The following is a 26,753-nucleotide window of genomic DNA, read 5'->3' as shown; positions in this document are numbered from 1 at the left end:
GGCTTTAAAAAAGATGTTTTTTTGAATAAAATCGTCCTGCAATTTGAATCATTACCTTAAAAATTCAATTTTAGGCAAATATTTTTGATATATCAAAAAAATAATATAATTTTGCAAAGGTCTCAAGGGTATTTGGCAACTTGTAATGTTTTTAGTTGGTATTCTAACGATTTGGTTTATTATTGGTTATGTTATTTTAGTAGCATTAAGTATTTGGGTTTTAATTGATTTTATTCGTCTTATTATTGGCGATTTAGGTCCAGGATGGTAATCAACTAAAAATCTAACAGTTTTTCAAAACTGTCCAACGTAAGTGTTGGGCAGTTTTTTTTGCTCCACGATAAAAGTTTGTCTATGATATTATCCTGAATAAATTGGCTATGATGCAAAAATTCTAATAAAATAATTTCATTATTAATACTAATGGATGCCTTTTCTATCATACCACTTTTAACAAAAAACTTTAGCTTAATTTCGGATTCTTTTTCAAAAATTGTATTTACAAATTCAAACGCAGGCGAATAACCATAATTCCAATCCCATGTTTTAAAGCGATATTTTATCCAATCGTTTATATTTTTAATATCGTTTTTTAACAATGAATAATCATGCTTTATTTTATAACTATTTTTTAACTGTTCATATATTTCTTTTGTAAAGGCTTCTGCATTTTTTAAATCATTCAAATATTGTTTAATATTCGTTGTAGGCGAAGGTTTTGATTTTACACTATTATCCTCAAACAAAGATTTATTACCACTCAAAGCCAGATGAAGTAAATGTTGATCGGCATCAAAAAGCAATGTGCCATGATGAAGGGTTTTATTTTTATATACATGTGCCGCAGTACCGGTAATTTTTTTGCCACCCAACAATAAGTCATTTTTTAAGTTTTGCTCAACATTCAAATTAAACAATGCTAATGATTTAATAAGAGGAGACAAAAAAACATTAAAATCGAGTTTACCTTCTCTAATAAGTGTTATATTTATATTACCTAAATCGTGATAAACCGTACCTCCTCCCGATATTCTTCTAATAAGTGGAATTTGATGCTGTCGAAGAAAATTTTGGTTGGCTTCGGCAAAGGCGTTTTGATGTTTGCCAACAATAACAGATGTTTCATTACGATATAAGAGCAAAACCTCATCGTCAAAAAAATGCAATAAATAATATTCTAATGCAACATTAAAATAAGGATCATAACTTGGGCTTAAAATGGCTATCATTTAAGTTTATTATTATTTTGATGCCTTTCTTTATCGCGAATTGAACGTTTATTATACTTTTGAATAAACGCCTGATTGAGATCTACCCCTGTTTGATTAGCTAAACAAATCAATACCCATAAAATATCGGCCATTTCTTCTTCGATACTACTATTTTTATCACTCTCTTTAAACGATTGTTCTCCATAAGTTCGGGCCATAATTCGAGCGAACTCCCCAACTTCTTCCATTAATATAACCGTATTGGTTAATTCGTTAAAGTATCGTACACCCACCGATTTTATCCAATGATCGGTAATGTTTTGAAGCTCCTTTAATGTATATTCTTTATCTTCCATAAAAAAAAATATATGGCAAAGTTACATGAAATCGTTTTATATTTGCATTAAAAAAACGTAAATTTATGAAGGCATTATCTTTCTTATTTGCTTTATTTTTCTTAGTTGCCTGTTATAAAGTTCCTATTACCAATCGAAATCAAATACGACTTTTACCTGATGTTATGGTAACTAGTTTAGCTCTTACCAGCTATCAGGAATTTATTTCGAAAAGTCAGGTAGTTCCATCAAGCGATAAAAGAAGTCAGCAACTAGAAAATGTTGGAAACAGGATGGTGAATGCCGTTAATGCACTTTTTGCTAATTCAAAATATAAAGATCGCATCAGAAGCCAAAAATGGGAATTTCATGTAGTAGAAAACCCCACAGTTAATGCATGGTGTATGCCGGGCGGAAAAATTGTTTTTTATTCGGGAATTTTTCCATACACACTAGACGATGATGGTATCGCTGTAGTCATGGGGCACGAAATGGCTCATGCCATTGCCAAACATGGTAATGAACGTATGAGCCAGCAAATGGCTATTATGATGGGCGGAATTACCCTTGATGTTGCCTTGCAACAAAAACCTGAGGAAACTAAAGAGATTTTCAAATCACTTTATGGAATCAGTGCTACGCTTGGTGCGTTGGCTTATTCGCGTAAACATGAATACGAAGCCGATAAAATTGGTTTAGTTATTATGGCAAAAGCTGGCTATAACCCCGAAAAAGCCATTGTTTTTTGGGAGCGTATGAGCCAAAAGAGTAGTAGTTCTGTACCACAGTTCTTAAGCACCCACCCTTCGGACGAAAATCGGATTAAAGAGATGAAAAAATTCCTGCCTATAGCAATGAAATACTATAAAGCTAATTAAGCAAATCGTTTTTCAATTACAGCCCAATCAACTATTTTCCAAAACTCACTAATATAATCGGGACGACGATTTTGATAATCGAGGTAATAAGCATGTTCCCAAACATCGCAAGTAAGCAAGGGTTTATGACCATCACGAATAGGATTAGCTGCATTAGAAGTTTGTATTATATCGAGTTGACCTTCTTTGTTTACTACCAACCAAGCCCACCCCGAGCCAAATAAAGTAACTGCAGCTTTTTGAAATGCTTCTTTAAATGCATTAAAACTTCCAAATTTTTGCTCAATTGCGGCTAACAATTTTCCTTCGGGCATCGATTTAGGCTTAGGCGAAAATGCTTCGAAATAAAATGTATGGTTCCAAACCTGAGCTCCGTTATTGTAAATCCCGCCGTCGGCTTCTTTAATGATGGTTAACAAATCAGCATTTTCGAATTTGGTTCCGGGAATCAAGTTGTTTAAATTATTAACATAAGCCTGATGATGTTTACCATAATGAAATTCGATGGTTTTTTGGCTAATTACAGGCTCCAAAGCATTAGGAGCATAAGGCAATACCGGTAATTCGTGTTTCATAAATTTTTTATTTTTTTGTTTGAGCAAATTTAAGTGCTTTTTTACTTAAATGCAAATTGTGTGCAAATTAAAAAAGGGCTTCAAACTTAAAACGTCTGAAACCCTTGTTGTTCTTTGTGGGCCCAGTAGGGCACGTCCCGATAAATCGGGACTACGACCCCCTGATTTGATGTTGCATTATTTCATCAAGTAAAAAGGGATCGCTTTTTAAACGTTGTATAAAAGTTCTACTCTTCATCCGTTTTAGAAAATTTTCTAGCTTTCTCGCTTCAAAACGATTCGAACATTCTATTAACATATATAATTCCCAATCATCCGTTCGAGATGTAAATGAATGCTTAAAATAACCACTTAAATGTTCTTGATATCTGCGAACAAAATCTTCTGTCTCGCCTATGTAAAAACGATCTATTTTTTTGCTATACAATATATAACAATAGTGCATAAACAAAAAAACACCCCTAAAGGTGTTCTTTGTGGGCCCAGTAGGGCACGATCCTACGACCCCCTGATTATGAGTCAGGTGCTCTAACCTACTGAGCTATGGGCCCAAAATTGGACTGCAAATTTACAATTGCAAATTCAAATTTCCAAATATTTTTATATCATTGTTTCAATATTCCACACAAATGCATGAATCCCTTGCATTTCGGCAACTTTATTTATTTCATTAACTTTAACTAACAATTTTGGTACAAGTTCGTCTGCAATTATGGTAATAATACCAGAATTCATAGTAGGCCATGTATGAGTACCTAGGTGTGGCTCACCGTTTTTACTCCCTGCTCCTTGCATTTCTTCCCATTTACTGTAACCTCTAATGCTAAGTGAGACGAGTGCTTGTTCAACTTGTTCAGTTAAAGCCTGATTATACACAATAAATACTGCTTTCATATTTTATTTTTTTATTGATGAAAATCGATTTGATGCCAATAATTAAAATGCCACCATAGTAATTTTCCTTATTTCTATTTGCAATTCAAATTTCATTATTATAATTTTCTACGAATTTCGTTGCGAACTCGTTTAATTTTCATATTTCCGAATATACTATAAATAACAGGCACCAATATTAACGATATAATCAACGAAAATACCATACCTCCAATCATAGCGATCCCCATTGGTTGCCACATAGTAGCCCCCTCGCCCGTACTTAAAGCCAATGGAAACATACCTAAAATAGTTGTGAGCGATGTCATTAATATAGGTCTTAAACGCGATTTACCACTTGCAGCTATGGCTTTTGAAATAGACATACCCCTATTGCGAAGAATATTGGTAAAATCGATTAAAACAATAGAATTCTTAACTACAATACCCACTAGCATAACTATTGCAATTCCAGATATTAAATTAAGCGTGGTACCTGTAATAAATAACGAAAGAAAAACACCAGTTACAGCAAAAGGAACTGAAAACATAATAATAAAAGGTTCACGCAACGACTCAAACTGAGATGCCATTACTATATATACCAATAGTATGATAAGAACAAACAACATTGCAATGTCTTTAAACGAATCTTGCATGTCTTTAGCTGCACCGCCTACTTCAACAAATATGTTTTTAGGCATATTCATCTCTTTTAAGTGTTTGTTGATAATATCTACAGCAGAACCTAAATCTCGACCTTGAAGAGTCGTAACAATTTTGTTAACACGTATTTTATTTTCGTGTTCAACATTAGGTGTAGTGTACATTTGTTTTATTTGTGCTATATCTTTAAGTTTTACAGTATTACCACGTGGACCTATTATAGACATATTTTCAATATCTTTAACTGTTGTTAGAAAATTATCATCGTACTTTACAATAATATCGTATTCTGTACCATCTTCTTTATACTTACTGGCAGTATAACCTAAAATTCTATTTCTAACCGATGATGCTAAAATAGAGGTGTTTAATCCAAGTTGGGATAATTTATTTCTATCAGGAATAATTTGTATTTCGGCTTTATCCTTATCGCGGCTCACTGTTATATCTTTAAAACCCGATTGTGTTTTTAAGAATTGCGTTAATTCTTCTGATATTTTATTGGTTTGGTCAAAATCGTATCCAAACACCTTAACTTCTAAATTACTTCCACCTCCCCCCATCATCATAGATGATCCCATGCTACGTGATGCGCCTGGATCGACAATAAAGGTGGCTATCTGCGGAAACTGTTTGATATCGTTTCGCAACAATTCGCCAATTTCAAAAATATCACGTTGGCGTTTCGACGCTTCACTTAATACCATTGTAAAGTTAATAATATACGATGCTGATTTGGTAAGAGCTGTCATAAGATTGCCACCTTCGCCTGTTCCAATACTAGTTGCAATTCCCGTTATTTCGGGATATTTCGTTTTTATTATTTTTTCTATAGTATCGGCTAATTGGCGTGTTTCACTGATTCTAATTCCTTGAGGCAATTCAATAGACGCATTGATACGTCCATTATCGGATGCTGGCATAAATTCTTTGCCAATAAACTTAAATAACATTAAACTACCAACAAAAATAACAATAGACGAAACAATTACTAATGTTTTATGTTTAAGCGAAAATTGTAAAGATTTAACATAAAAATCGTCAAAAAAGCCCCAAAATTTATTCACTTTATCAACAAAGCGATTAGGTTTGTACTTGTAATAAAGATTTCCTTTTAGCATTTGCGAAGCTAACATTGGCGTAAGTGTTAGAGCGGTGATTAACGAAACAAACATGGTAATAGAAACAATCCACCCTAATTGTCTAAAAAAGACTCCTGTTAATCCGGTTATCATGGTAAGAGGCAAAAATACTGCTAATATGGTAAGTGTTGATGCTACTATAGCTAAGCCTATTTCGTTAGTAGCGTATATAGCAGCTTCGCGTGGGCTACTACCTCGCTCAATATGCTTGGTAATATTTTCGAGTACAACAATAGCATCATCTACCACCATACCAATTGCAATAGCAAGAGCAGATAGCGATATAATGTTAATTGAATTGCCTGATAAATATAAATATATAAATGCACTAATTAACGAAACCGGAATCGTTAGCAATATTATAAAACTTGCTCTCCATCGTGCTAAAAAAATTAAAACCACAAATACTACAAAAATAAATGCATATAATAATGTTTCTTCTAAACTACTTACTGAATCGTTGATAAACTTAGATGTATCAAGTAATTCTATAAACTTCACATCGGGTGGAAGATCTTTTTTAATTTCTTCAAGTTTTGCTTTAACAAGTTTTGCCACTTTTACGGTATTTGATCCCGACTGTTTTTGAACTAAGAATCGAACTCCATGCTCACCATTTACACGCTCGTCGACGGTCGATTTTTTAAGTGTATCGGCAACAAAGGCAACATCGCTAACTTTAATTATTTTGTTGTTCTGATTCGCAACGATTATATTTTTAACCATATCGCTTGTAACAAAATCGCCATTAACGCGAACAGACAAATCGAGTGAACCTGTTTCAATATTTCCAGACGGTAGCGATATATTTTCAGCTCGAATGGCATTTCCAATTTGTTCTATCGAAATATTGTATGCATCGAGTTTACGCGGATCGCACTTTACTTGTACCGCACGAATAGGAGCACCCACAATGCTCACAGTTCCTACACCATCAATTCGGCTCAGTTTATCAACTAATCTATCTTGAAGTATTTTCTTTAGCGCAGGGTAACTTTCGTTTGCCATAACCCCATATATAACAACGGGTATCATGTCAGTACTAAACTTAAAAATAAGTGGCTTTTCACATCCTTCTGGCAATAATCGATCGACCATGCTAATAGCATCACGAACACTATTGCTCGACTCGTCGATATTAGTACCGTATTCAAATTCAATTTGTATTAACGAAACATTGTCTTTACTGGACGATGTTAATTTTTTAAGTCCTTGGAGTGAACCTAACTGGTTTTCGAGTGGTTTAGTTACATTCTCTTCAATATCAATAGCATTGGCACCTTGATAAAATGTAATAACTGAAAGGGTTGGTGTTTCGACTTTAGGCATTAAATCGACCGGTACTTTGGTTAAGGAATATAAACCAAATATAATAACACCAATAAATATCATTATGGTGGTTACCGGACTCTTTACTGAACTACTATATAAACTCATAATATTCTAAATTAAGTTTATTATTGTTTTTTTACTTGCATACCATCGAGCAATGATGTATGTCCCTGATAAATTAGTTCTTCGCCTTCTTGAATGCCATTCACAATTTCAAGCATATCGTCAATAACACTTCCAATTTGAACAACTTTTCGTTTTGCAATTCCATCTTTATAAATAAAAACAAAGCGTTCGTTAGATCCTGTTTGTTTTAGTACAGCATAAGCGGGTACCAGTAAAGCATCCACTTGACCAAAGTTTAGTTCTGCTCTGGCAAACATACCTGGTCGTAATAGTTGGTTCGGATTAGGTATAACTATCTCTACCGTAAAGGTTTTTGTCATATTATCGATAGTAGGATATATTTTATCAATCTTCCCTTTAAATTTTTTATCGGGATAAATATCGAGCATAATCGTACTAACCATTCCTTTTTTTACAGCAGGAAAATAGGCTTCAGGTATTGCAACTAAAAGCTTAACAGTACTTAAGTTCATAATGGATATTATAGCCGGTTTACCTATTGAAGGTACTGGACTCATAGCAAACATCTCACCGTCGTTTAAATATTTTCCAGTAATAACACCGTTTATAGGTGATTTTAGTGTTGTATTTTCTTCGAGAAAATCGAGGGTGTTTTTAGTTACATCGTATTGCATTTTTATTTGTTCGTATTGTTGTTTAGATACACCACCTACTTTATAAAGAGAATCCATTCGCATTAAATCTAATTTTAGTTTTTCGAATTGTATTTTGCTTTGATTGTAATTGGTTCTGTCGAGCAGTACTAAAGTCTGCCCTTTTGTAACTATATCGCCTACATCGACCAATATTTTTTCTACTCTACCAGCAGCAGCAGGTGCCAAATGGTTCTCTTGGTATGCCATGATGTTAGCCGAATAAGTAATGGTTCGTTCTATATTTTTCTTTTGAACCAACATCGTTTTTACAATAGGAATTTCGTTTTCAACCTTTTTTTCTTCGGTCTGTTTTTGATTGCAAGATGAAAACACGATCACCATTGCAAGAATAAAAATTAAAGAAGCCTTTTTCATATGATTTGTTTTTTAATTTTTACTTAGTTATCAATTGTTCTAAATCAAATTTTGCATTTAAATATTCAAACTTTGCCTGAATATGATTTAACATCGCTTGAGTTAGTGCATTATCGGCATCATTGAGCTCAAGTAATGTACTTTGACCTGTATTATAACGAGTCTTAGCAATATTATAACCTTGTTCGGCTAATTGCATATTTTGTTTTGACCATGTTAGCTTTTCTTGTGCTATTTGCATATTATTTAATGCTGTATTAATTTGGCTTTCTATGTTTTTACGCGTAAACTGTTCTTGCAATTCCAGTTCTTTTGCCGTAATATTTACTTGTTTTATTTGGCGATGAACACTCAATCCGGCAAATAAGGGAATATTTAATTGTAAGCCCAAAATAGAAGTTTTAACCCATTTATATTCATTAAATTTAAAATTATCGGCTTGTGTTTGATATTGATAATTGCCAATTGCCATAAGTGTTGGAAACATATTACTCTTTGTTAAACGCAATTGGCTTTTAATTAAGCTTTTTTGCAATTGCAGTTGCTGTAAGGTAGTATTATTTTCGTATTGAATACTATCGTATGATATATTTTCAATAATGTTTTGATCGTATATAAGTGTAGTATCTATTAAAACTTGAATACTGTCATCAATATTTAATAAAAGTTTAAACATTCGCATTACATTATCGTAACTTTTCTGAAGTTGAATTAAATTAGGTTTTATATTTTCTACTTGAACCTGTGCTCGTATTTTATCGTAATCAGAGACCATTCCCTGTTGGTTCATTTGAGTTATGTTTTTAACATTTTCTAAAGCATGATGATAGCTTTTGTTCATTACTCGATACGATTCTTTTAAAAGCAACAAATTATAATAAGTTTTTTTAATATTAGTCGTAAGTTGAATTTCGTTTTCGCGTAATTTTTCTTTTGTTAAAGCAAGGTCTTTTTTGCCAAGTGCAATCGATTCATAAATAGCCATGTTAAATAAAGGCAATCCAAAGCTAACACCACCTGTATAACTATTATCCGAACCCATTTTTAAAACATTTCCAAAAAATGGTGGACCTGCGGGCATAAATATTACCGGTCGGTCAATATTACGATTATAGCTCCCTGAAGCTTTTATGTTAGGGAAAAGACTTGCCATGTATTCGTTTACTTTAGCTTGTTTCTTTTCTACTTCTAATTGCGAGACCTGCCTCATAAGGTTTTGTTTTATTCCTAACTCTATAGCTTGTTGTAGGGTTAAATTAATTGTGCTGGTCTGCCCTAAAACCATTAATGGCAAGCTTGCAATTAATACTGCGATTTTCCTATAATAATTCAGTATCATATTTAATCGTTTTTATGTTTTTTATAATATTTATCTATAATAGTTAACCCTTTTTCAGTAGATATTCCACGAATAAATGTAAAAGTGGCTTGTTCAAATATTTTCGATGCGCTATATTTTTCTGGAGGAAAAATATCGGAATTTTGAATAATATTTACTTGTTCGTAAATAAGTTTTGCATGAATATCAGAGTCAACATCGGCTCTAAATAGTTCTTGTTCCTTACCCATTTCAATAAATCTTGAAATATTTTCTTGCATTGTACTTGTAAATTCGGCTGTTTTTTGGCACGATACTTCGGGATGATACTTTTTTAAATCGTATAAAAAAAGAGGGTTTACTTGTTTGAGTTCATTTATATGCATTTGCATAAAAAGAATAAAAGTCTCGATAATATGTTCACTTTTTGCTATAATTTCCTGCGACTTTTGTTTTCGTTCATTTAAAGCCAAATTTAAACAGGCTTTTACTAAATCGTCTTTATTGGGAAATAATTCATATAAGGTACGTTTAGACATACCTAAATGTTCGGCAATTAAATCCATTGTTACACTACGAATCCCCATTTTCTTAAATAACGAAAGGGTTTGTTGAATAATATAATCGGTTGATGCCATAGAAAACTTTTAACACTATAATAGTTTTGCAAATGTAAATAAAAAACTTTTAACACAAAAATAGTTTTCTAATTTTTTAACAATAATTAACAATAGGCTTAAAAAAGTCTATTAGAAGAAGGCTCTGTACTAATTTACAATATCTTATCTTTTAAAATTAGAATATACAAAAGCGTTCATTTTTTAATGAGCTTCGAGCCAATTAGCACCATAACCAATCTCTACTAGAAGGGGTATACTTAGTGGAATAGCATTTTCCATTTGCTGTTTTACTATTTGCTTAACTATATCGAGTTCTTCTATTGTAACCTCAAACACTAATTCGTCATGTACTTGCAAAAGCAGACGGCTTTTTAGTTTATGTTCATTAAAAGCTGCAAAAACTTTATTCATTGCTATTTTAATAATATCGGCCGATGAGCCTTGAATAGGAGCATTAATAGCATTTCGCTCTGCAAAACCGCGAACAGTTGCATTACGCGAATTAATATCGGGCAAATAACGGCGTCGTTTAAGTAAAGTTTCGACATAACCCAATTCGCGTGCTAATTCTATTTGATGATTCATGTATTTTTTTACACCTGGATATTTTTCAAAATACTGATCGATAAGTTGTTTTGCTTCTGTTCGGCTAATATGTAAGCGTTGTGATAAGCCAAATGCCGATATTCCATAAATAATACCAAAATTAGCCACTTTAGCTTTAGAACGCATTTCACGCGTAACTTGTTCGGTTGAAACACCAAATATTCGCGATGCTGTTGCAGTATGAATATCTATATTATGTTTAAAAGCTGCCATTAAATGCTCATCTTGGCTTAAGTGAGCCATAATTCGAAGTTCTATTTGTGAATAATCGGCCGATAAAATATACTGGTGTTTTTCTGATGGCACAAATGCCTTACGAATTTCGCGTCCTCGCTCTTCGCGAATTGGAATATTTTGCAAATTAGGGTTAAGACTACTTAAACGACCGGTGGCTGTTGTAACCTGACTATACGAAGTATGCAAACGTTTAGTTTTATGATGAACTAATTGTGGTAATGATTCAATATAAGTGCTTAATAACTTTTGCAACGTTCTATAATCTAAAATTTTTTGAATGATGGGATGTTTGTCAACATACTTTAAAAGTTCTTCTTCTCCGGTAGCATATTGTTTTGTTTTTGTTTTTTTAGCATTCGCATCGATAGATAGTTTTTCAAACAACACATCGCCCAATTGTCGGGGCGAGTTAATATTAAAATTTGTCCCTGCAAGTTGATATATATCTTGTTCTAAATTTTGCAAATCGTTCAAAATATTTTTTGATTGTTCTATAAGTGCCTTTTCGTTAAGCCGAATGCCTGCTAATTCCATTTCTGCTAATACTTCGACCAAAGGCATCTCTATCTTTTCAAACAAATCTAATAAGCTATCCCGTAAAAGCAATGGCTTAAAAGTTTGATATAACTGATATGCTACATCGCTATCTTCGCAGCAATATTCTTTTACTTTATCAACTTCTACTAAACGTAAGCTTATTTGTTTTGCTTTTTTTTCGCCAATAAGCGATTCTATTGGAATCGGTATATAATCTAAATAAGCTTGCGATAAATAATCTAAACCATGACGTTGCTCAGGTTCTAAAAGATAGTGTGCCACCATGGTGTCAAAATATGGCATAGTAACATGAATATCGTAGGCTTTTAATACTTGATAATCAAATTTTAAATTATGGGCTATTTTCAATATTTCAGAATTTTCAAAAATAGGCTTAAATAATTGAAGTATGTCTTTGCTTTCTTGTTTGTTTATTGGTAAATTAATATAATAAGCCTTATGAGGCTCAGTGCAAAACGATATTCCTACTATTTCGGGTGCAATAGTATCTAAAGATGTAGTTTCGGTATCGAATGCAAATTTTTTTTGCGTTTTAATTTCTTCGATCAATGCTAAAAACTGACTTTCTTCTTTTAGTAGTGTATATTGATGAGGCACATCGTTTATTTTTTTATGCGGTGAAATAATATTGGTAACTAATTCGGGGTTTTGATTAAATAAATTGGGTTCATCCATATTAACTTCTGGGTGCGACGAAGGTAATACAATCCCTTTGCTCCACTCATAAAAACGACGTAATAAATTTTTAAATTCTAATTCATCAAATATGGGAGTTATTTTAGAAATATCGGGTTTAGTTAAACGTATATTGTCTTCGTAAATTTCTAGTGGAACAGACGTATAAATAGTTACAAGTTTTTTAGATAAAAGTATTTGATCTTTATATTTTTCGAGGTTTTCTTTAATTTTTCCACTGAGTTTATCGGTTTGTTGCAACAATGACTCAATAGATCCAAATTCTTTTATAAGCTTTTTTGCTGTTTTTTCGCCAATGCCTGGAGCACCGGGCACATTATCGGAGGCATCACCCCAAAGACCTAATACATCTATAACCTGCAAGGGATATTGAACTTCAAATTGACGTTGAACTTCTGGAATTCCCCAGATTTCTACATCGCTTCCCGAACGTGATGGTTTATATATAAAAATATTTTTATCGACTAACTGGCAAAAATCTTTGTCGGGTGTCATCATAAATACCATGTAATCTTTACGAGCAAAATCTTTAGCTAAAGTTCCGATAACATCATCTGCCTCATATCCAGGAACTTCAAAAACAGGTATTTCGAGTGCTTCTATTATTTGTTTAATGTATGGGATAGAATTTTTAATATCTTCAGGTGTAGCTTCGCGAGTAGCCTTGTATGCCGGGAATAGATCGTGGCGAAAGGTTTTTGCAGACGAATCGAATACAATGGCCAAATGTGTTGGTTTTTCTTTTTGAATAACATCTAAAAGAGAATTCATAAAACCAAAAATTGCTGAAGTATTGATTCCCTTTGAATTGATACGTGGATTTTTAATAAAAGCATAATATGCTCTGAATATTAATGCATAAGCATCAAGAAAGAAAACTTTTTTCATGTATATTGATTTTATGGTATAAAGATAAAGAAAATTATGATAACTCTTAACTTTTATTAAACAAAGTAGCTTATTCTATTTCCTTTACTATAAAAAGGACTTCTATTAATATGCTAATCGTTTATATATCTAGATATTACTTTTTTAATTATTGGCATAATTATCATTACAACGGGCAATGCAATAACAAAAGCCAACGCCCACATTTTTAACCATTTAATAAGAAATTCGTTTGAAAGACCAAAATTAAAAACAACATTAACAAACGAAACAACTAAGGTCATAATAAATACCATTATAACCAATGTTATTTTCATTTCATTTTTTCTTGAAATTTTCATATTTTAACTATTTTAAAAAATAGAACCATAAATGATTCCAGTAATGGTAGCCATTACAATAACTAAACTTACATAAACTACTGTTTTCTTAGTACCAAGAACTCCACGAATAACTAACATATTGGGCAAAGACAAGGAAGGTCCTGCCAATAACAAAGCTAACGCTGGTCCTTTACCCATACCGGCAGCAATAAGACCTTGTAAAATTGGAACTTCGGTAAGAGTGGCAAAATACATAAAAGCACCAACAATTGATGCAAAAAGGTTTGAAATAATCGAATTGCCGCCAACTGCCCATTGTATCCATTCATTAGGAATTACTCCAGCAATCGTTCTCCCATCGTGAGTAGAACCAAGTAAAAAGCCAGCAGTAATAACTCCAACAGCTAATAAAGGAAGAATTTGCTTTGCAAATCCCCACGAGGCAATTGTCCATTCTTTATTTTCATCATCTTGCTTATCTTTTAAAGTAATAATGCTTAGCGATGCAATGCCTACAATCATAGGTAAAAGCGGTGCTAATTTAGGGTTTTCAATAAAATATGCACTCCATACGGATAATATTGTTACCAAAAACGCTCCTAAAACCCATTGCCATTTTATTTTTAAAATTTTAATTAAAGAATAGCAAAGCAATAACGCAAAAAAACCAGTAATATACCATTTGTATGTCCAAATATAATACCATAGGCTCGATACATCGTCAGAAACAGGCTTTCCCCAATTTGCAAATACAAGAATAAACACTAATGTGAAAAAGTGAAATGATGTTTGCCAAATTGGACGTTTTTCAGCAGGTGGAATTATATTCATTTGTTCTTCTGCCTTTATTTTTTCTTCCTTACGATAAATAAACGCCATTATTAAACCAATAATTATGCTAAAACTAATAGCACTAATAGTACGAGCAACGCCCATTTCAAAACCTAAAATACGTGCAGTAAGAATAATCGCGAGAATATTAATAGCAGGACCTGAATATAAAAAAGCGATAGCAGGACCTAATCCAGCACCCCGCTTATGAATACTCGAAAAAAGAGGCAATATAGTACAACTACAAACAGCTAAAATAGTTCCCGAAATGGCAGCTACCGAATATGCTAACCATTTTTTTGCATTGGCCCCAAAATAACGTAATACTGAACCTTGACTTACAAACACTGAAATCACACCTGCAATAAAAAATGCAGGTAACAAACACAAAATAACATGTTCGCGAGCGTACCATTTTATTAAATCGAAAGTTGCTGCTACTGCTGTATTAAATCGATCGCTTTCAATAGGAAGAAAGAAAGCAGCAGTAAATATTACTATCATCCACAACAGGATTTTTATCTCTTTTTTAGTTTCCATAAGAAAAATTAAATTATACTAAGTAAAACATATAAACATAATAAATTCCAACAAAAATGAATACAATAGCTACAATGATCCTAAACCATTTTTCAAATATTTTTACATTTTTATAAAAATTACCTAAGCTAGAAATGCTAAAAGCTAGTAAATAAGCAACAATAACAACTGGCAATCCGGTAGCAATAGCAAAAATAACAGGTAACACTAAACCCGATGAACTACTAATGGTAAGTGGTATAAGCATGCCAAAATATAATGCCCCACTATATGGACAAAATGCTAATGCAAAAATCATCCCTAACAATAAAGCCCTCCAGCCATTGTTTTTATTATCTTTTTTTTCAAAACGTTCAGTAAGATTTGTTAAAGCTGGGAAATTAATTTTAATAATATCAAGCATAAAAATTCCGATTAAAATCAGCAATGGTCCAAGAAATTTTTCACCATTGCTCTGAAAAAATCGGGCAATATGAAATGTACTAGCTCCCAAAAATAATATTGTTGCTATTGCAGTATAACTTATTGCACGCCCTAAAGTATACCAAAGTCCGTTAAAAAAAATACGACGTCGATTTTCTATATCTTTGCTAATAAATCCTATTGCTGTAATGTTAGTGGCAAGGGGACATGGACTTATTGCTGTCATAATGCCCAAAATAAGAGCAGATAGCATAGGGGCATTGCTCGAATCGAGCCATTGTTGCAAGACTTCCATATTTATCTTAAGTAGCTATTTATTTTTTCTTGTAATCCTTTAATAAAAACTTCTTCGTTATGAATTTTCGAAAAAGCAAAATTGGTTTGGTCGTCAATTCCAGCCTCCTTTCCTTTTACAATGGGTGTAAATGCAAGCGTAGCACCATAAGCTTGGTATTTGTCTACTAAAACTTTATTTTCTGGCAATTCACAATTAAAAGTTTGAAAAATAATAGTACCATTTTTCAATTCATTAGCATAATAAGTTTCGAGTACCTTTTTGGTAGTTGCCTCAATACTTTGACACGTATTGCAACGATGGGTTAGATGAAAATAATAAACTAATAATTTGGTTCTGGCAGTAGGTTTTTTAATATCTTGTCCATAAAAATTTAGACTAAAAACTAATACCGTGGTTAATAATAAAAGTTTGTTCATGATTTTATTGTTTTAAAAATTCGTCAATTTTCGATTTTAGAATTTCTATAAACTTTTCTTCTTTATTCATAGCAAATTTAAAGCCATCACCCGTTAAGTCAATAGTTGTTTCTTTACCTTTTAATATTTGAGTAACAAAAATTCCAGAGCCAAAAGCTTGATATTTTTCACAAAGTTTCGCATTAGCCGCATCGTCTATATTTATACTAAAACGTTTTATAATACCATTTTTAACTTGTTCGGTATATAAACTATCTAAAGTTTTAATAGTTGCATTTTCAATAGCGATACAAGATGGACAGCGATGCGTACTATAAAAATTATATACCAAAACAATGGGGGTTGTAGTATTAGAATCTATCGTTACAACCGATGTGCTGACGCTGTTTTTTGCCTTATTATCGCCATTTTGTTGACAAGCAACTAAAAACATCAGACCTATTAAAATAAACACAAAACTTATCTTTTTCATCTTTAATTATTTTTTATTTTTTCAGTAAACATCAGAACTTGTCTCGCCAGTATGACGAGATGGAATAATCCATTTATGGATGAGTGATAATTTCATTTTCAGTTCGTGTGCATTGGTTCCTATGGCTATATCAAAAATCTTTTTTTTCATTAAACAATTCATTAAAATATTGTTGAGCCAATTGCCAGTTTTCCAAATTAAGACAATATTTAATCTTGGGTGGTTCAATTTCGCCTTGTATCAAACCTGCATATTTAAGCTCTTTTAAATGTTGCGATAAAGTAGAGCGAGCAATAGGAATATCGTCAATCATTTCGCCACTGGTACAGCAACCAATACCATTGCACCGATTTTCGGCGAGCAATCGCTGTATAATATATACCCTTGCCGGATGGCTAAGTGCTTTTGCTATTCGAGCTATTTGTTTTTGTTTTTCAGTAAAATCTTTTTTATCGGCCATTGTTTATTTATTTTTTTCAATCAGCTCTGTAACTTCTTTTACGGAAGGCACTCTTCCACTTAACACAAGTTTTTCGTTAATAACCAAAGCAGGTGTTCGCATAACTCCGTAACTCATAATACGAGTAATATCTTCTTCTTTAACTACCGTTGGCTTTACTTCCATGTCTTTAATTGCTTCGATTACTATTTGCTCTAATTGACGGCACTTAGCACAACCGGTTCCTAATACTTTTATTTCCATAATTTAAATTTTTACCTTAGTTTTATATTTCGCAAAATTACGAAATATTAATTTGAAAAAAAAATTTTATTTGTATCTAGAACATTAATTAAATTTACTTGTTTATTCATCTGATAAATAGTCCATTTCTTGCTGAAAGGCGCTAAATATTTGAGCTCTCGATATAAAGCCTACATATTTTCCTTTATCAAGTACGGGTAGGTTAAAATTTCCTGTATTGTGAAATATTTTAATAACTTCTATCATAGGATCGTTTAAATTTACTATACCGTTCGGCATATAACTTAAATCTGAAACTTTTAACGTATCGTAATATTCACTTTTAAAAATAAGATGTTTAATATGGTCGAGAAAAACCAATCCTAAAAACATTCCCTCATGATCAACAACAGGGTAAATATTTCTGCTCGACTTGCTAATTATTTCTGTAAGCTTTCTTAACGAATCGTTAGGATGGACAGGCAAAAAATTAGTTTCTAAAAAGTCAGACACTTTCATCGATGCTAAGACATTTTTAGTTTTATTGTGTCCGAATAAAATACCTTTTTGAGCTAAACTTTGATTATAAATAGAATGCTTAAATACCATACGAACCATTCCATACGATGCAGAACTAACAATCATAAGAGGAATAATAAGATCGTAACCATTTGTAACTTCTGCAATCAAAAAAATTCCAGTCAATGGTGCAAACATAACACCCGACAACATACCCGCCATGGCAACCATAGCAAAGTTACTAGGAACCACATAAACACCAAACAAGTTAAGTAAAATAGCTATAAAAAAACCGATACTAGAACCTAAAAACAAGATAGGGGCAAAAATACCACCAATTCCACCTGCTTCTAAAGTAAAAAAAGTTGCAAACGATTTTAAAATAATAAGTGAAAAAAACATTAAGAGTACGGCATAAATACTGTCTTTATAATCGTAAAAAGGACTGTTTAAAAACAAAAAACTATAATCGCCATGTAAACATGAATTAACGGTTGAATAGCCTTCACCGAATAGAGGTGGCATAAAAAAAATCATCATCCCAAGCGATAAACCACCCAACAACCATTTTTTCCAATGTTTATCTAGTCGGGAAAATATTTTATGCGAAAATTCTTTAATTTTTATAAAATATATAGAAAACACGCCTGTAAGTATTCCTAAAATAATAAAAAAAGGAATTTCGCTCCATGATGGTTTAATTACAATATGAAAATCGTATAAAACATCGTTACCAAAAAAAAGATAGGAAGTAATAGCCCCAACAGTAGCCGATATAAGAAGTGGGAGTATAGACGACATGGTTAAATCGAGCATAAAAATCTCCAATGCAAAAACAACCCCTGCAATAGGTGCTTTAAATAGCGAAGCAATAGCACCAGCTCCGGCACAACTAATCAAAAGTATGGTTTGTTTTTTATTGAGACGTAAAAACTGAGCTACAGCCGATCCCAAAGAAGCACCTGCAGTTGCTGATGGACCTTCTAACCCTACCGATCCCCCAAAACCTACTGTTATAGAACTCAGAATCATGGTTATCCAGGTATTTGAAGGTTTTATTTTACCTTTTTCGCGATGAATGGCATATAAAACATCGGGAATTTCTGCTTTGGGCAATCTACGAAAAACAAAGCGAATAAGCAAAAAAACAATACCAATACCTATCATTGGATAAAAGAGCAACATTATATTTTGATAGCGCGACACAAAGAAAAAAGTTAATGTCCACTGCACAAGGTGTACTGTATTTTTTATTAACACAGCAACTAAGCCCGAAAATAAACCCACTAAAATTGCAATAATAATAATGTATTGTTGATCGTTTATATGCTTTAAACGCCATAATAATATGGCATTCAGAGCTTTTTTTAATTTGAACAGAAAACTTTGCATAAACTTAGGCACAAAGTAAGTAAATTTAAAGAAAATACATTACCTTTGAGCTAAACTTTTTTAATAATGATTCAAAGAATACAAACATTGTTTTTATTGATAGCATTTGTTTTACAAATAATGATGTTTTTTCAACCATTAGCTATTTTACAAATAAACGATGCTACTTTTTACGAAATCTATATTAAAGGTTATGTTTTTAACGATCAAATTCAGTATTCTTATTCGCTTTTAATATTTAACATTATCACGATTTTACTTAATTTAATTATTATTTTCTTATACAAAAATCGTATTCTTCAAATGCGTTTTAACATATACAATACCATACTGTTAATTGGTTTACAAGGAATTGTTGCATATATCATATATGAAACAGCACATCAATTAAACGCAGAAATATTTTTACAATATGCCTCTATTTTACCAATCATAATAGCCATATTGCACCTTTTAGCTTTCAAATATATAAAACGAGACGAAGAACTTGTTAGATCGGCAGACAGAATAAGATAAAACTTATGCGTCGTTTTTTGCAAATATATCAACGTTCACTTGCTTTAAAACTTATTGTTTTTTTCTTTGTTTCAATTTTAGTAATATTTTTATTTTCTGACTTTGTAATTGATGCCATTGTTCAAAACACTGTACTTTGGTATAAAATTCAAATATATCGATGGATTATTATACCATTTATACTCACACTTTTTTTATTTAAAATGCTTCGAAAACCCTTTAAAAACTATCGCATAACACAAGAAAGTTACGAATCGGTTTATAAAAACTACCGTCTAATTGTTGATAACCTTATTGACGATTATTTTTTCTATCGACACGAACCCGGTAAACCTTTTGTTTATTTAAGCTCATCTGTTACAAATGTTCTAGGCTACCCCAAGGCAGATTTTATTATAAACTATAAAAACATCGGCGCTGCAGCAATATATGAAGGCACATTCGAAAGACACCAATTTTATTTAACCGAAAAATTACCTTCTCCTAAATTAGAACTACAAGTAAAAACGAACAAAAACAATATCTGTTATCTCGAAATAAAAGAAATTGCCATTTTTAATGATAAAGGTGAAATTGCTTATATTGAAGGAATTGCAAAAAACATAACGAAACATAAATTAATAGAACTTGAACTTAATGAACGCGAAAAAAAATACCAAACAATTTTTGAATCTATATCAGATGGTTTTTTAGTTTTGAAAGACGATAAATTTATTGATTGCAACAAACGAATATTAGAAATATATGAATGTACGCTCGAAGAATTAATTATGCATACTCCTTTTCATTATCGTTTTAGCCCCCTTACTCAACCCAATGGCAAATCTTCGCGTGAACTAGCACGAGAAAAAATTCAAGCTGCTTTAAAAGGCATACCTCAGCAATTTGAGTGGATACACTTACGCAATGGAAAAAATCCTTTCCCTGCTGAAATTTCGCTAAGTAAATTTACTTTTGAAAACGAAGACTATGTTTTGGCAGTAGTTCGCGATATTAGCACACGCAAAACAATTATTAATACACTAAAAGAAAAAGAAGAAAGTTTTAAACTTTTATATGACAACATCCCATTAGGTATTATTCACCTTAATAGCGAATTAACTCCAGTTACATTAAACCCAGCTGCTAAAAAAATATTAAATGTAGCTGAAGATAGCAATAATACCCAACGTTTTATAGAATTATTAGCTACTAATTTTCAGGGCAACAATACAATTCAACATCATGTTCATATAGAATTATCGCTTTTGCCTTATAATAAAACACTTTCATTATCGGTTTATATATCACACTTTAAAAAAGATGAAAACTCTATCGATTATCTAATTGTATTCGAAGATATTACTGAAAAGAAACTCTTACTTAGTGCTTATCACAAACAAGAAAGTTACTTTAAAGAAATATTAGAAAACTCGCGTCAAATATTATACAAACTAAATGTTGAAACAGGTAATTACGAATACATAAGCTTTGCACTATACCACATACTTGGATACACACCCGATGAGTTTTACCGAATGTCAGCTGAAGAAATTAAATCGCTTCTACATCCCGACGATATTCAAAAAGCTAATAACATCGTAGCTAAAATGATTAGTAATGTTAACGAAAACGAAAATGAATTTACAGTAGAATATCGATTTAAACATAAAAATGGCACCTACAAATGGCTTAACGACAAGTATCAAATTATTTCCTCTGAAAACGGTATTTATATAGTCGGAAACATTATGGAAATAACTCAACTTAAAGAAGCCGAAGAATTAATTAAAAAGTATAGAGCTCAATTTGGCGAAAATATGTAAGTATTAAAACATATCCTGCACAAAATAATTATAAGACGAAGAAATATCGCATGAATGTTACTTATATTTTGTTGCAATAAACTTATCAAATTTCAACCATTCATAATTATCATAATTAAGACCTTTGCAAAACTCTTTTTTGTAATTGCCATCCCTTCCCGTTATTGCGAATGAAGGGTTGGCATGTTGTTTTGATCCCGAGAAATAGGGAGAAGCAATATTCCCGATGCTCGTTACAATTGTGTTGTGTGTGTGGTGGAGATAGCTTCTTCTTCTCTTTTTTAAGAGAAGAATCGTATTGACGATAAGGGGATGCGTTCGCTTGCCATGACGTGAGAGTTACACATTGCTTCTTTTTATCATTTAGATTGTTCTAATATATAGATAAAAAGCAATACAAATAATTAAAATAAGTTTGAAATTTTTATCACAATAAACGAGTACGTTTTTTAGTTTTGCAAAGGGCTCAATTTTTAAAATACAAACCTAAAACAAATTAGGTTAACTAATAAACAGCCCAAAAATCATAACACGCAGAAATTGAAAATTTTATACGGTGAATAATTTCGTTAAATATTTTTTTTACATATTTTAGAATTGTAAATTTACTATTTGTAATATTGCAGCCGCTATGACATTAAATTTTCATTTTTCAGAAATTGTGATTATAATAGGTATAATCTGGCTTTTTTTCAGCCTAATACAGTTATTTTATTATCTATTTTTTTACCTACGATTCAACAAAAAAACAAAATTAAACCCTAATTTTACCCCTCCTGTGTCAGTTGTCATATGTGCGCGTAACGAAGAAGAAAACTTAAAGCGTTTTTTACCTTCTGTATTAACACAAAACTATCCAAACTACGAAGTCATTGTTGTAAACGACGCTTCAGAAGACGATAGCCACTGGGTACTTGAAGATTTTTCCAAAATTTATCCACATTTAAAAATATCTACCATAAAAAAAGATGAAAAATTTAATCATGGTAAAAAATTGGCATTAACCATTGGCATAAAAGCTGCTTCGAACGAATACCTGTTATTTACTGATGCCGATTGTGAATGCGTTTCGAGTAATTGGATTCGTCAAATGATGAGCACATACTCCGAAAAAACCGATATCGTACTTGGTTATGGCGGATATTTTAAAACAAAAGGATTTCTCAATAAATTCATACGGTTCGACACCTTGTTTATTGCCATGCAATATATGGGATTTGCAAAAGCACATATCCCTTATATGGGCGTTGGACGAAATCTCTCTTACAAAAAATCGTTATTCTTTAAAAACAAAGGTTTTGCTAATCATGCCATGCTATTTTCGGGCGATGACGATCTCTTTGTTAACGAACATGCAACCTCTCAAAACGTAGCTGTCAACACCCTTGCTCACACCCGTTCAAGTGCTAAAACCGATTATTTTTCATGGATAATTCAAAAAAAACGACATCAAAGTACTTTTAAATTATATAAAAACAAACACAAAATATTGCTAAGTCTCGAACCATTGAGCCGTTGGTTATTTTATCTTTTAATACCAGTTCTTTTAATTTTAGACATTCGCACCCTTCCAATAATTGTATCCATTTTTATTCTCCGGCTAATTTTTTTAATCATCGCATATTATTTTTCGTCAAAAACTTTGAAAGAACAAGATTTATTATTATTTTCGCCGCTGTTTGATATGTTGTATTTAATCAATGATTTAATAATTAAATTAACCAAAAACCCACATCAGCAGCGAACATGGAAATAAGCCCTAACCTAAGCAATAAAGCCCTTCAAGATTATGTGCTTGTACAACAAGCTATCAAAGGCGACGAAAAATCGTTTGCTGAACTTATGGGTCGCTACCGCGATTCTATCTACTTTATGTTACTCAAAATGGTTGCCAATAAAGTAGATGCCGAAGATTTAACCATCGAAGCGTTTACAAAAGCTTTTCGTAATTTATCACAATATTCTCCAAGTTTTGCTTTTAGTACATGGTTGTTTAAAATCGCAACCAACAACTGCATCGATTTTTTACGTAAAAAGAAAACCGACCTTGTTTCTATTGATGGACCTCCCGCCGAAGGAAGTGACCAAGATTCATCTATTTCATTGCCATCCGATACTTTAGACCCCGAAGAAGAACTTATTCGAGAACAAAAGTTTATACTAATGCGCGATGTAGTCGAAAAACTAAAGCCACGTTATCGAATGCTCATTGAATTAAGGTATTTTAAAGAATACTCATACGAAGAAATCGCTGCCGAACTCGAAATTCCTATAGGAACAGTTAAAGCACAACTTTTCCGCGCACGCGAATTGCTGTATCTCATTATAAAAAAATCTAAAGACAAGATTTAATCCTATATGGATAAACTTTTACAGTTTTTCCCAAATTTAAACTCATACCAAATTGAGCAGTTTAAACAATTAGATCCTTTATATAAAGAATGGAATGCTAAAATAAATGTCATTTCGCGCAAAGATATTGACCACTTATACGAACATCATATTTTACATTCATTAACAATTGCTGCTTTTTTTGATTTCTCTAATCATACTATACTCGATGTGGGTACAGGTGGAGGATTTCCTGGTATTCCTTTGGCTATTATGTTTCCTCACTGTCAATTTACTTTAGTTGATTCTATCGGAAAAAAAATTAAAGTAGTAGAACAAATTTCTAATTCATTAAAACTTACAAATGTCAAAACCCTACATATCAACGTAAAAGAACATAAACAAACCTACGATTATATTGTTAGCAGAGCTGTATGCAATTTTAACGAATTTGTGGCTATAACACGAAAAAATTTATCATATAACCCATACGGAGGAATTATTTATTTAAAAGGGGGCGATTTGTTGCAAGAACTTACTCTGTTTAAAGATAAAATTCAAATCTTTAATATTTACGATAAAATACCTATTCCCTTTTTCGAAACCAAAAAGATTGTTTGGCTAAAAACAAACCTTTTAAATCATTAATATAAAAATTAACTACATTTGAAAAATTTTTGCTTATGAACAAAATATCATTAAATCAGTTTGGTAAGTATTTATTGCCTATTATTGCGTTTTTAATTTTATCGTTTGCTTATTTTTCGCCTATTTTACAAGGAAAACGCTTACAACAAAGCGACGTTGCAAACTACTATGGCATGGCCAAAGAAGCTAACGATTATTACGAAAAAACAGGCGAAGTAGCCTTATGGACAAATAGCATGTTTGGCGGAATGCCTACATACCTTATTATCAATGTTGCTCAAAATAATATATGGAAATATTTACATCAAGTATGCTCACTCAATGGCTTCAAACCCGTTGGAATGTTATTTTTATATTTGCTTGGATTTTATATCGCCCTCTTAATGCTTGGTTTTAAACCATTCCTTAGCTTTGCTGGCTCACTTGCCTATGCATTTTCTTCGTATTTTCTTATTATTCTCGAACCAGGACACATTACAAAAGCTTTGGCAATTGGATATCTTCCGGTAATTGTAGCTTCCATATATGTAGCTTACAAATCAAAACCCATAATCGGGTCTATTATTTTTGGTATTTTTCTTACTATGCAATTAATGGTAAACCACCTACAAATTACTTATTACACCTTTTTAATTATCTTAGTTTTTTTGCTTTTCGAACTAATTTCGGTTATTCGAACCAAAACATATAAACATTTTATAAAAACATCGGCTATATTGGGCATTGCTACAGCCTTAGCCATTGGAAGCAATGCAACAAATCTTTGGTTAACATACGAATACGGGAAATATTCAACCCGAGGTCCATCGGAACTAACTACCAATAAAGAAAACAAAACAACCGGTCTCGATAAAGACTACGCTACTGCATGGAGTTATGGAGTTGACGAAACGCTTACCCTTCTAATTCCCAACGCCAAAGGAGGAGCATCATACACAAAATTAGACGAAGGAAGTAACACTTACGAATATTTTAAAAATCAATACGGAAGTGCTCAAGCCGACCAAATCTGTCAACAAATCCCTACTTACTGGGGCACTCAGCCATTTACCAGTGGACCTGTATATATTGGTGCCGTTGTGTTTTTCTTATTTTTATTAGGCATGTTTTATCTAAAAGGGTGGATTAAATGGTGGATGTTTATTGCTACACTTTTCTCTATTATGCTTGCATGGGGAAAAAATTTTATGCCCTTAACTAACTTTTTCTTTGACCATTTTCCCGGATACGATAAATTTAGAACTGTTTCGATGATATTAGTTATAGCCGAGTTTACCATGCCATTTTTAGCCATTTATACTTTATATGATTTATTAACGCAACCTATCGATAAAAGTCGTTTATATAAATCGCTTAAATGGTCGGTTGGAATACTTGGCGGTATATGTCTTATCTTGCTTATTATGCCCGGAATGTTTTTCAATTTTAATGCTGGTATCGATAACGACCTAGCAAAAGCGGGTTATCCTTTATCAGATATTATCTCCGACCGTGAAAGTATGTTTAGAACCGACGCATTTCGCTCGTTGATATTTATCTTAATTACTGCCCTAGTAGTATTTTTAATCTTTAAAGATAAAATAAAAACTAAATGGGCAATCGTTGCTTTTGCTTTACTATTTTTAATAGATCTTTGGCCTGTAAATAAACGTTATGTTCACGACGAAATGTTTGTTGAAGCAAGCAAAGCAAAAGATCCATTTAAACCCACCAATGCCGATTTACAAATTTTACAAGACCCCGATCCTTACTATCGTGTGCTGAATGTAACAGTGAATACTTTTAATGACGCCAGCACATCATATTTTCATAAATCGATTGGGGGATATCATGGTGCAAAAATGAAACGATATCAAGAATTAATCGAAAATCAAATTTCGAAAAATAACTTCCAAGTATTAAATATGCTCAATACCAAATACATTATTTTTAAAGGACAAAATCAAGAACCTGTGGCTCAATACAACCCAGAAGCTCTGGGCAATGCTTGGTTTGTAAAAGCATATAAAATAGTCGAAAATGCCGATAGCGAAATAGCAGCTTTAACCAACTTCAAAGCCGATTCGATAGCCATTATTGACAAACGATTTGCCAACGAATTAAAAGATTTTAAATTTCAACCCGATTCAACAGCAAAAATAAAACTTACTTATTACTCACCGAATAAGCTTTCGTATTCATATAATGCACAAACGCCACAATTTACCGTTTTTTCTGATATTTATTACGATAAAGGATGGAATCTTTATATAGATGGTCAAAAATCAAAATATTTTCGTGTAAATTATGTTTTACGTGCAGCCATTCTCCCTTCAGGTCAACATCAGATTGATTTTATATTTGAACCTTCATCGTATTTTATTGGAGAAAAAATTTCGCTTGCAAGTTCCATTATTTTGCTATTATTAGCTATCTTTGCTTTTTACAAAGAGTTTTTTAAAGAAAAATAAACATTGCAAGAAAAT

The 26,753-nt window shown here is 32.2% G+C and carries 25 protein-coding genes and 1 tRNA gene; 7 read left to right on the top strand and 19 right to left on the bottom strand.

Features of this window, described 5'->3' with window-relative positions; translation table 11 throughout:
* Positions 1 to 275 precede the first annotated feature (275 nt).
* Both HPY79_04905 and HPY79_04900 read right to left on the bottom strand, forming a co-directional pair.
* The gene (locus tag HPY79_04905) at positions 276 to 1,229 is read right to left on the bottom strand and encodes a lipoate--protein ligase (GenBank protein ID NSW45134.1); all 954 of its coding nucleotides are present in this window, start codon (positions 1,227 to 1,229) and stop codon (positions 276 to 278) included.
* Entirely contained in the window at positions 1,226 to 1,567 is a 342-nt protein-coding gene (locus tag HPY79_04900) for a nucleotide pyrophosphohydrolase (protein NSW45133.1), read from the bottom strand. The genes HPY79_04905 and HPY79_04900 overlap by 4 nt, the downstream gene beginning before the upstream one ends.
* A 65-nt stretch (positions 1,568 to 1,632) precedes the next feature.
* Here HPY79_04900 and HPY79_04895 point away from each other — a divergent pair, with 65 nt between their 5' ends.
* A complete protein-coding gene (locus HPY79_04895) occupies positions 1,633 to 2,424 on the top strand; it encodes a M48 family metallopeptidase (protein NSW45132.1) in 792 nt (263 codons plus the stop codon).
* On the opposite strand, the gene HPY79_04890 is transcribed toward HPY79_04895, so the two are convergent.
* The 17 genes from HPY79_04890 to HPY79_04810 all read right to left on the bottom strand — a co-directional run bounded on the left by HPY79_04890 (position 2,421) and on the right by HPY79_04810 (position 18,988).
* A complete protein-coding gene (locus HPY79_04890; protein NSW45131.1) occupies positions 2,421 to 2,999 on the bottom strand; it encodes a superoxide dismutase in 579 nt (192 codons plus the stop codon). The two genes, HPY79_04895 and HPY79_04890, sit on opposite strands and share 4 nt — an antisense overlap.
* A 151-nt stretch (positions 3,000 to 3,150) precedes the next feature.
* Entirely contained in the window at positions 3,151 to 3,444 is a 294-nt protein-coding gene (locus tag HPY79_04885; GenBank protein NSW45130.1) for a GIY-YIG nuclease family protein, read from the bottom strand.
* Between the two features lie 32 nt (positions 3,445 to 3,476).
* A tRNA-Ile gene (locus HPY79_04880) sits at positions 3,477 to 3,550 on the bottom strand.
* A 49-nt stretch (positions 3,551 to 3,599) separates the two neighbouring features.
* Positions 3,600 to 3,893, bottom strand: a complete 294-nt coding sequence (locus HPY79_04875) for a hypothetical protein (protein ID NSW45129.1) — start codon at positions 3,891 to 3,893, stop codon at positions 3,600 to 3,602.
* Positions 3,894 to 3,991: 98 nt separating this feature from the next.
* Positions 3,992 to 7,117 carry an efflux RND transporter permease subunit gene (locus tag HPY79_04870; GenBank protein ID NSW45128.1) on the bottom strand — a complete coding sequence of 1,042 codons (3,126 nt, stop codon included), beginning with the start codon at positions 7,115 to 7,117 and terminating at the stop codon, positions 3,992 to 3,994.
* Positions 7,118 to 7,137: 20 nt separating this feature from the next.
* On the bottom strand, positions 7,138 to 8,169 hold the full coding sequence (locus HPY79_04865) for an efflux RND transporter periplasmic adaptor subunit (GenBank protein ID NSW45127.1): 1,032 nt from the start codon (positions 8,167 to 8,169) through the stop codon (positions 7,138 to 7,140).
* Positions 8,170 to 8,188: 19 nt separating this feature from the next.
* The gene (locus HPY79_04860) at positions 8,189 to 9,508 is read right to left on the bottom strand and encodes a TolC family protein (GenBank protein NSW45126.1); all 1,320 of its coding nucleotides are present in this window, start codon (positions 9,506 to 9,508) and stop codon (positions 8,189 to 8,191) included.
* 2 nt (positions 9,509 to 9,510) lie between these two features.
* The gene (locus tag HPY79_04855) at positions 9,511 to 10,125 is read right to left on the bottom strand and encodes a TetR/AcrR family transcriptional regulator (GenBank protein ID NSW45125.1); all 615 of its coding nucleotides are present in this window, start codon (positions 10,123 to 10,125) and stop codon (positions 9,511 to 9,513) included.
* Between the two features lie 183 nt (positions 10,126 to 10,308).
* On the bottom strand, positions 10,309 to 13,092 hold the full coding sequence (gene polA, locus HPY79_04850; GenBank protein NSW45124.1) for a DNA polymerase I: 2,784 nt from the start codon (positions 13,090 to 13,092) through the stop codon (positions 10,309 to 10,311).
* A 113-nt stretch (positions 13,093 to 13,205) separates the two neighbouring features.
* Positions 13,206 to 13,433, bottom strand: coding sequence for a DUF2798 domain-containing protein (locus HPY79_04845; protein NSW45123.1), 228 nt, complete (start codon positions 13,431 to 13,433; stop codon positions 13,206 to 13,208).
* A 12-nt stretch (positions 13,434 to 13,445) separates the two neighbouring features.
* A complete protein-coding gene (locus HPY79_04840; protein NSW45122.1) occupies positions 13,446 to 14,786 on the bottom strand; it encodes a permease in 1,341 nt (446 codons plus the stop codon).
* Between the two features lie 13 nt (positions 14,787 to 14,799).
* Positions 14,800 to 15,504: a sulfite exporter TauE/SafE family protein gene (locus tag HPY79_04835; protein NSW45121.1), complete on the bottom strand. Its 705-nt coding sequence runs from the start codon at positions 15,502 to 15,504 to the stop codon at positions 14,800 to 14,802.
* A 2-nt stretch (positions 15,505 to 15,506) separates the two neighbouring features.
* Positions 15,507 to 15,923: a hypothetical protein gene (locus HPY79_04830; protein ID NSW45120.1), complete on the bottom strand. Its 417-nt coding sequence runs from the start codon at positions 15,921 to 15,923 to the stop codon at positions 15,507 to 15,509.
* Positions 15,924 to 15,927: 4 nt separating this feature from the next.
* Entirely contained in the window at positions 15,928 to 16,395 is a 468-nt protein-coding gene (locus HPY79_04825; protein ID NSW45119.1) for a hypothetical protein, read from the bottom strand.
* Positions 16,396 to 16,525: 130 nt separating this feature from the next.
* The gene (locus tag HPY79_04820) at positions 16,526 to 16,855 is read right to left on the bottom strand and encodes a helix-turn-helix transcriptional regulator (GenBank protein NSW45118.1); all 330 of its coding nucleotides are present in this window, start codon (positions 16,853 to 16,855) and stop codon (positions 16,526 to 16,528) included.
* Between the two features lie 3 nt (positions 16,856 to 16,858).
* Positions 16,859 to 17,098 carry a thioredoxin family protein gene (locus tag HPY79_04815; protein ID NSW45117.1) on the bottom strand — a complete coding sequence of 80 codons (240 nt, stop codon included), beginning with the start codon at positions 17,096 to 17,098 and terminating at the stop codon, positions 16,859 to 16,861.
* A gap of 102 nt (positions 17,099 to 17,200) precedes the next feature.
* Positions 17,201 to 18,988 (bottom strand): chloride channel protein, encoded by a 1,788-nt coding sequence (locus tag HPY79_04810; protein NSW45116.1) that lies wholly within the window; start codon positions 18,986 to 18,988, stop codon positions 17,201 to 17,203.
* 66 nt (positions 18,989 to 19,054) lie between these two features.
* On the opposite strand from HPY79_04810, the gene HPY79_04805 reads away from it, so the two are divergent.
* The 6 genes from HPY79_04805 to HPY79_04780 all read left to right on the top strand — a co-directional run bounded on the left by HPY79_04805 (position 19,055) and on the right by HPY79_04780 (position 26,738).
* Positions 19,055 to 19,504: a DUF4293 domain-containing protein gene (locus HPY79_04805; GenBank protein NSW45115.1), complete on the top strand. Its 450-nt coding sequence runs from the start codon at positions 19,055 to 19,057 to the stop codon at positions 19,502 to 19,504.
* A gap of 5 nt (positions 19,505 to 19,509) precedes the next feature.
* Positions 19,510 to 21,309, top strand: a complete 1,800-nt coding sequence (locus HPY79_04800) for a PAS domain S-box protein (GenBank protein ID NSW45114.1) — start codon at positions 19,510 to 19,512, stop codon at positions 21,307 to 21,309.
* 778 nt (positions 21,310 to 22,087) lie between these two features.
* The gene (locus HPY79_04795; GenBank protein ID NSW45113.1) at positions 22,088 to 23,065 is read left to right on the top strand and encodes a glycosyltransferase; all 978 of its coding nucleotides are present in this window, start codon (positions 22,088 to 22,090) and stop codon (positions 23,063 to 23,065) included.
* Positions 23,056 to 23,661 (top strand): sigma-70 family RNA polymerase sigma factor, encoded by a 606-nt coding sequence (locus HPY79_04790; protein ID NSW45112.1) that lies wholly within the window; start codon positions 23,056 to 23,058, stop codon positions 23,659 to 23,661. Before HPY79_04795 ends, HPY79_04790 begins: the two co-directional genes overlap by 10 nt.
* Before the next feature lie 6 nt (positions 23,662 to 23,667).
* A complete protein-coding gene (rsmG, locus tag HPY79_04785; protein ID NSW45111.1) occupies positions 23,668 to 24,288 on the top strand; it encodes a 16S rRNA (guanine(527)-N(7))-methyltransferase RsmG in 621 nt (206 codons plus the stop codon).
* A 35-nt stretch (positions 24,289 to 24,323) separates the two neighbouring features.
* The gene (locus HPY79_04780; protein NSW45110.1) at positions 24,324 to 26,738 is read left to right on the top strand and encodes a YfhO family protein; all 2,415 of its coding nucleotides are present in this window, start codon (positions 24,324 to 24,326) and stop codon (positions 26,736 to 26,738) included.
* The last annotated feature ends 15 nt before the right edge of the window (positions 26,739 to 26,753 follow it).

The sequence above is a fragment of the Bacteroidales bacterium genome, from assembly GCA_013314715.1.
In the GTDB taxonomy this organism is placed as follows: Bacteria; Bacteroidota; Bacteroidia; order Bacteroidales; family GWA2-32-17; genus Ch61.
The sequence above is the reverse complement of the archived record's forward strand: the minus strand, read 5'-3'. Positions and strand labels throughout refer to the sequence as shown.

Coding starts and splice junctions, on each gene's coding strand:
- HPY79_04905 (NSW45134.1), bottom strand. CDS start 1,229: ATGATAGCCATTTTAAGCCCAAGTTATGATCCTTATTTTAATGTTGCA.
- HPY79_04900 (NSW45133.1), bottom strand. CDS start 1,567: ATGGAAGATAAAGAATATACATTAAAGGAGCTTCAAAACATTACCGAT.
- HPY79_04895 (NSW45132.1), top strand. CDS start 1,633: ATGAAGGCATTATCTTTCTTATTTGCTTTATTTTTCTTAGTTGCCTGT.
- HPY79_04890 (NSW45131.1), bottom strand. CDS start 2,999: ATGAAACACGAATTACCGGTATTGCCTTATGCTCCTAATGCTTTGGAG.
- HPY79_04885 (NSW45130.1), bottom strand. CDS start 3,444: ATGCACTATTGTTATATATTGTATAGCAAAAAAATAGATCGTTTTTAC.
- HPY79_04875 (NSW45129.1), bottom strand. CDS start 3,893: ATGAAAGCAGTATTTATTGTGTATAATCAGGCTTTAACTGAACAAGTT.
- HPY79_04870 (NSW45128.1), bottom strand. CDS start 7,117: ATGAGTTTATATAGTAGTTCAGTAAAGAGTCCGGTAACCACCATAATG.
- HPY79_04865 (NSW45127.1), bottom strand. CDS start 8,169: ATGAAAAAGGCTTCTTTAATTTTTATTCTTGCAATGGTGATCGTGTTT.
- HPY79_04860 (NSW45126.1), bottom strand. CDS start 9,508: ATGATACTGAATTATTATAGGAAAATCGCAGTATTAATTGCAAGCTTG.
- HPY79_04855 (NSW45125.1), bottom strand. CDS start 10,125: ATGGCATCAACCGATTATATTATTCAACAAACCCTTTCGTTATTTAAG.
- polA (NSW45124.1), bottom strand. CDS start 13,092: ATGAAAAAAGTTTTCTTTCTTGATGCTTATGCATTAATATTCAGAGCA.
- HPY79_04845 (NSW45123.1), bottom strand. CDS start 13,433: ATGAAAATTTCAAGAAAAAATGAAATGAAAATAACATTGGTTATAATG.
- HPY79_04840 (NSW45122.1), bottom strand. CDS start 14,786: ATGGAAACTAAAAAAGAGATAAAAATCCTGTTGTGGATGATAGTAATA.
- HPY79_04835 (NSW45121.1), bottom strand. CDS start 15,504: ATGGAAGTCTTGCAACAATGGCTCGATTCGAGCAATGCCCCTATGCTA.
- HPY79_04830 (NSW45120.1), bottom strand. CDS start 15,923: ATGAACAAACTTTTATTATTAACCACGGTATTAGTTTTTAGTCTAAAT.
- HPY79_04825 (NSW45119.1), bottom strand. CDS start 16,395: ATGAAAAAGATAAGTTTTGTGTTTATTTTAATAGGTCTGATGTTTTTA.
- HPY79_04820 (NSW45118.1), bottom strand. CDS start 16,855: ATGGCCGATAAAAAAGATTTTACTGAAAAACAAAAACAAATAGCTCGA.
- HPY79_04815 (NSW45117.1), bottom strand. CDS start 17,098: ATGGAAATAAAAGTATTAGGAACCGGTTGTGCTAAGTGCCGTCAATTA.
- HPY79_04810 (NSW45116.1), bottom strand. CDS start 18,988: ATGCAAAGTTTTCTGTTCAAATTAAAAAAAGCTCTGAATGCCATATTA.
- HPY79_04805 (NSW45115.1), top strand. CDS start 19,055: ATGATTCAAAGAATACAAACATTGTTTTTATTGATAGCATTTGTTTTA.
- HPY79_04800 (NSW45114.1), top strand. CDS start 19,510: ATGCGTCGTTTTTTGCAAATATATCAACGTTCACTTGCTTTAAAACTT.
- HPY79_04790 (NSW45112.1), top strand. CDS start 23,056: ATGGAAATAAGCCCTAACCTAAGCAATAAAGCCCTTCAAGATTATGTG.
- rsmG (NSW45111.1), top strand. CDS start 23,668: ATGGATAAACTTTTACAGTTTTTCCCAAATTTAAACTCATACCAAATT.
- HPY79_04780 (NSW45110.1), top strand. CDS start 24,324: ATGAACAAAATATCATTAAATCAGTTTGGTAAGTATTTATTGCCTATT.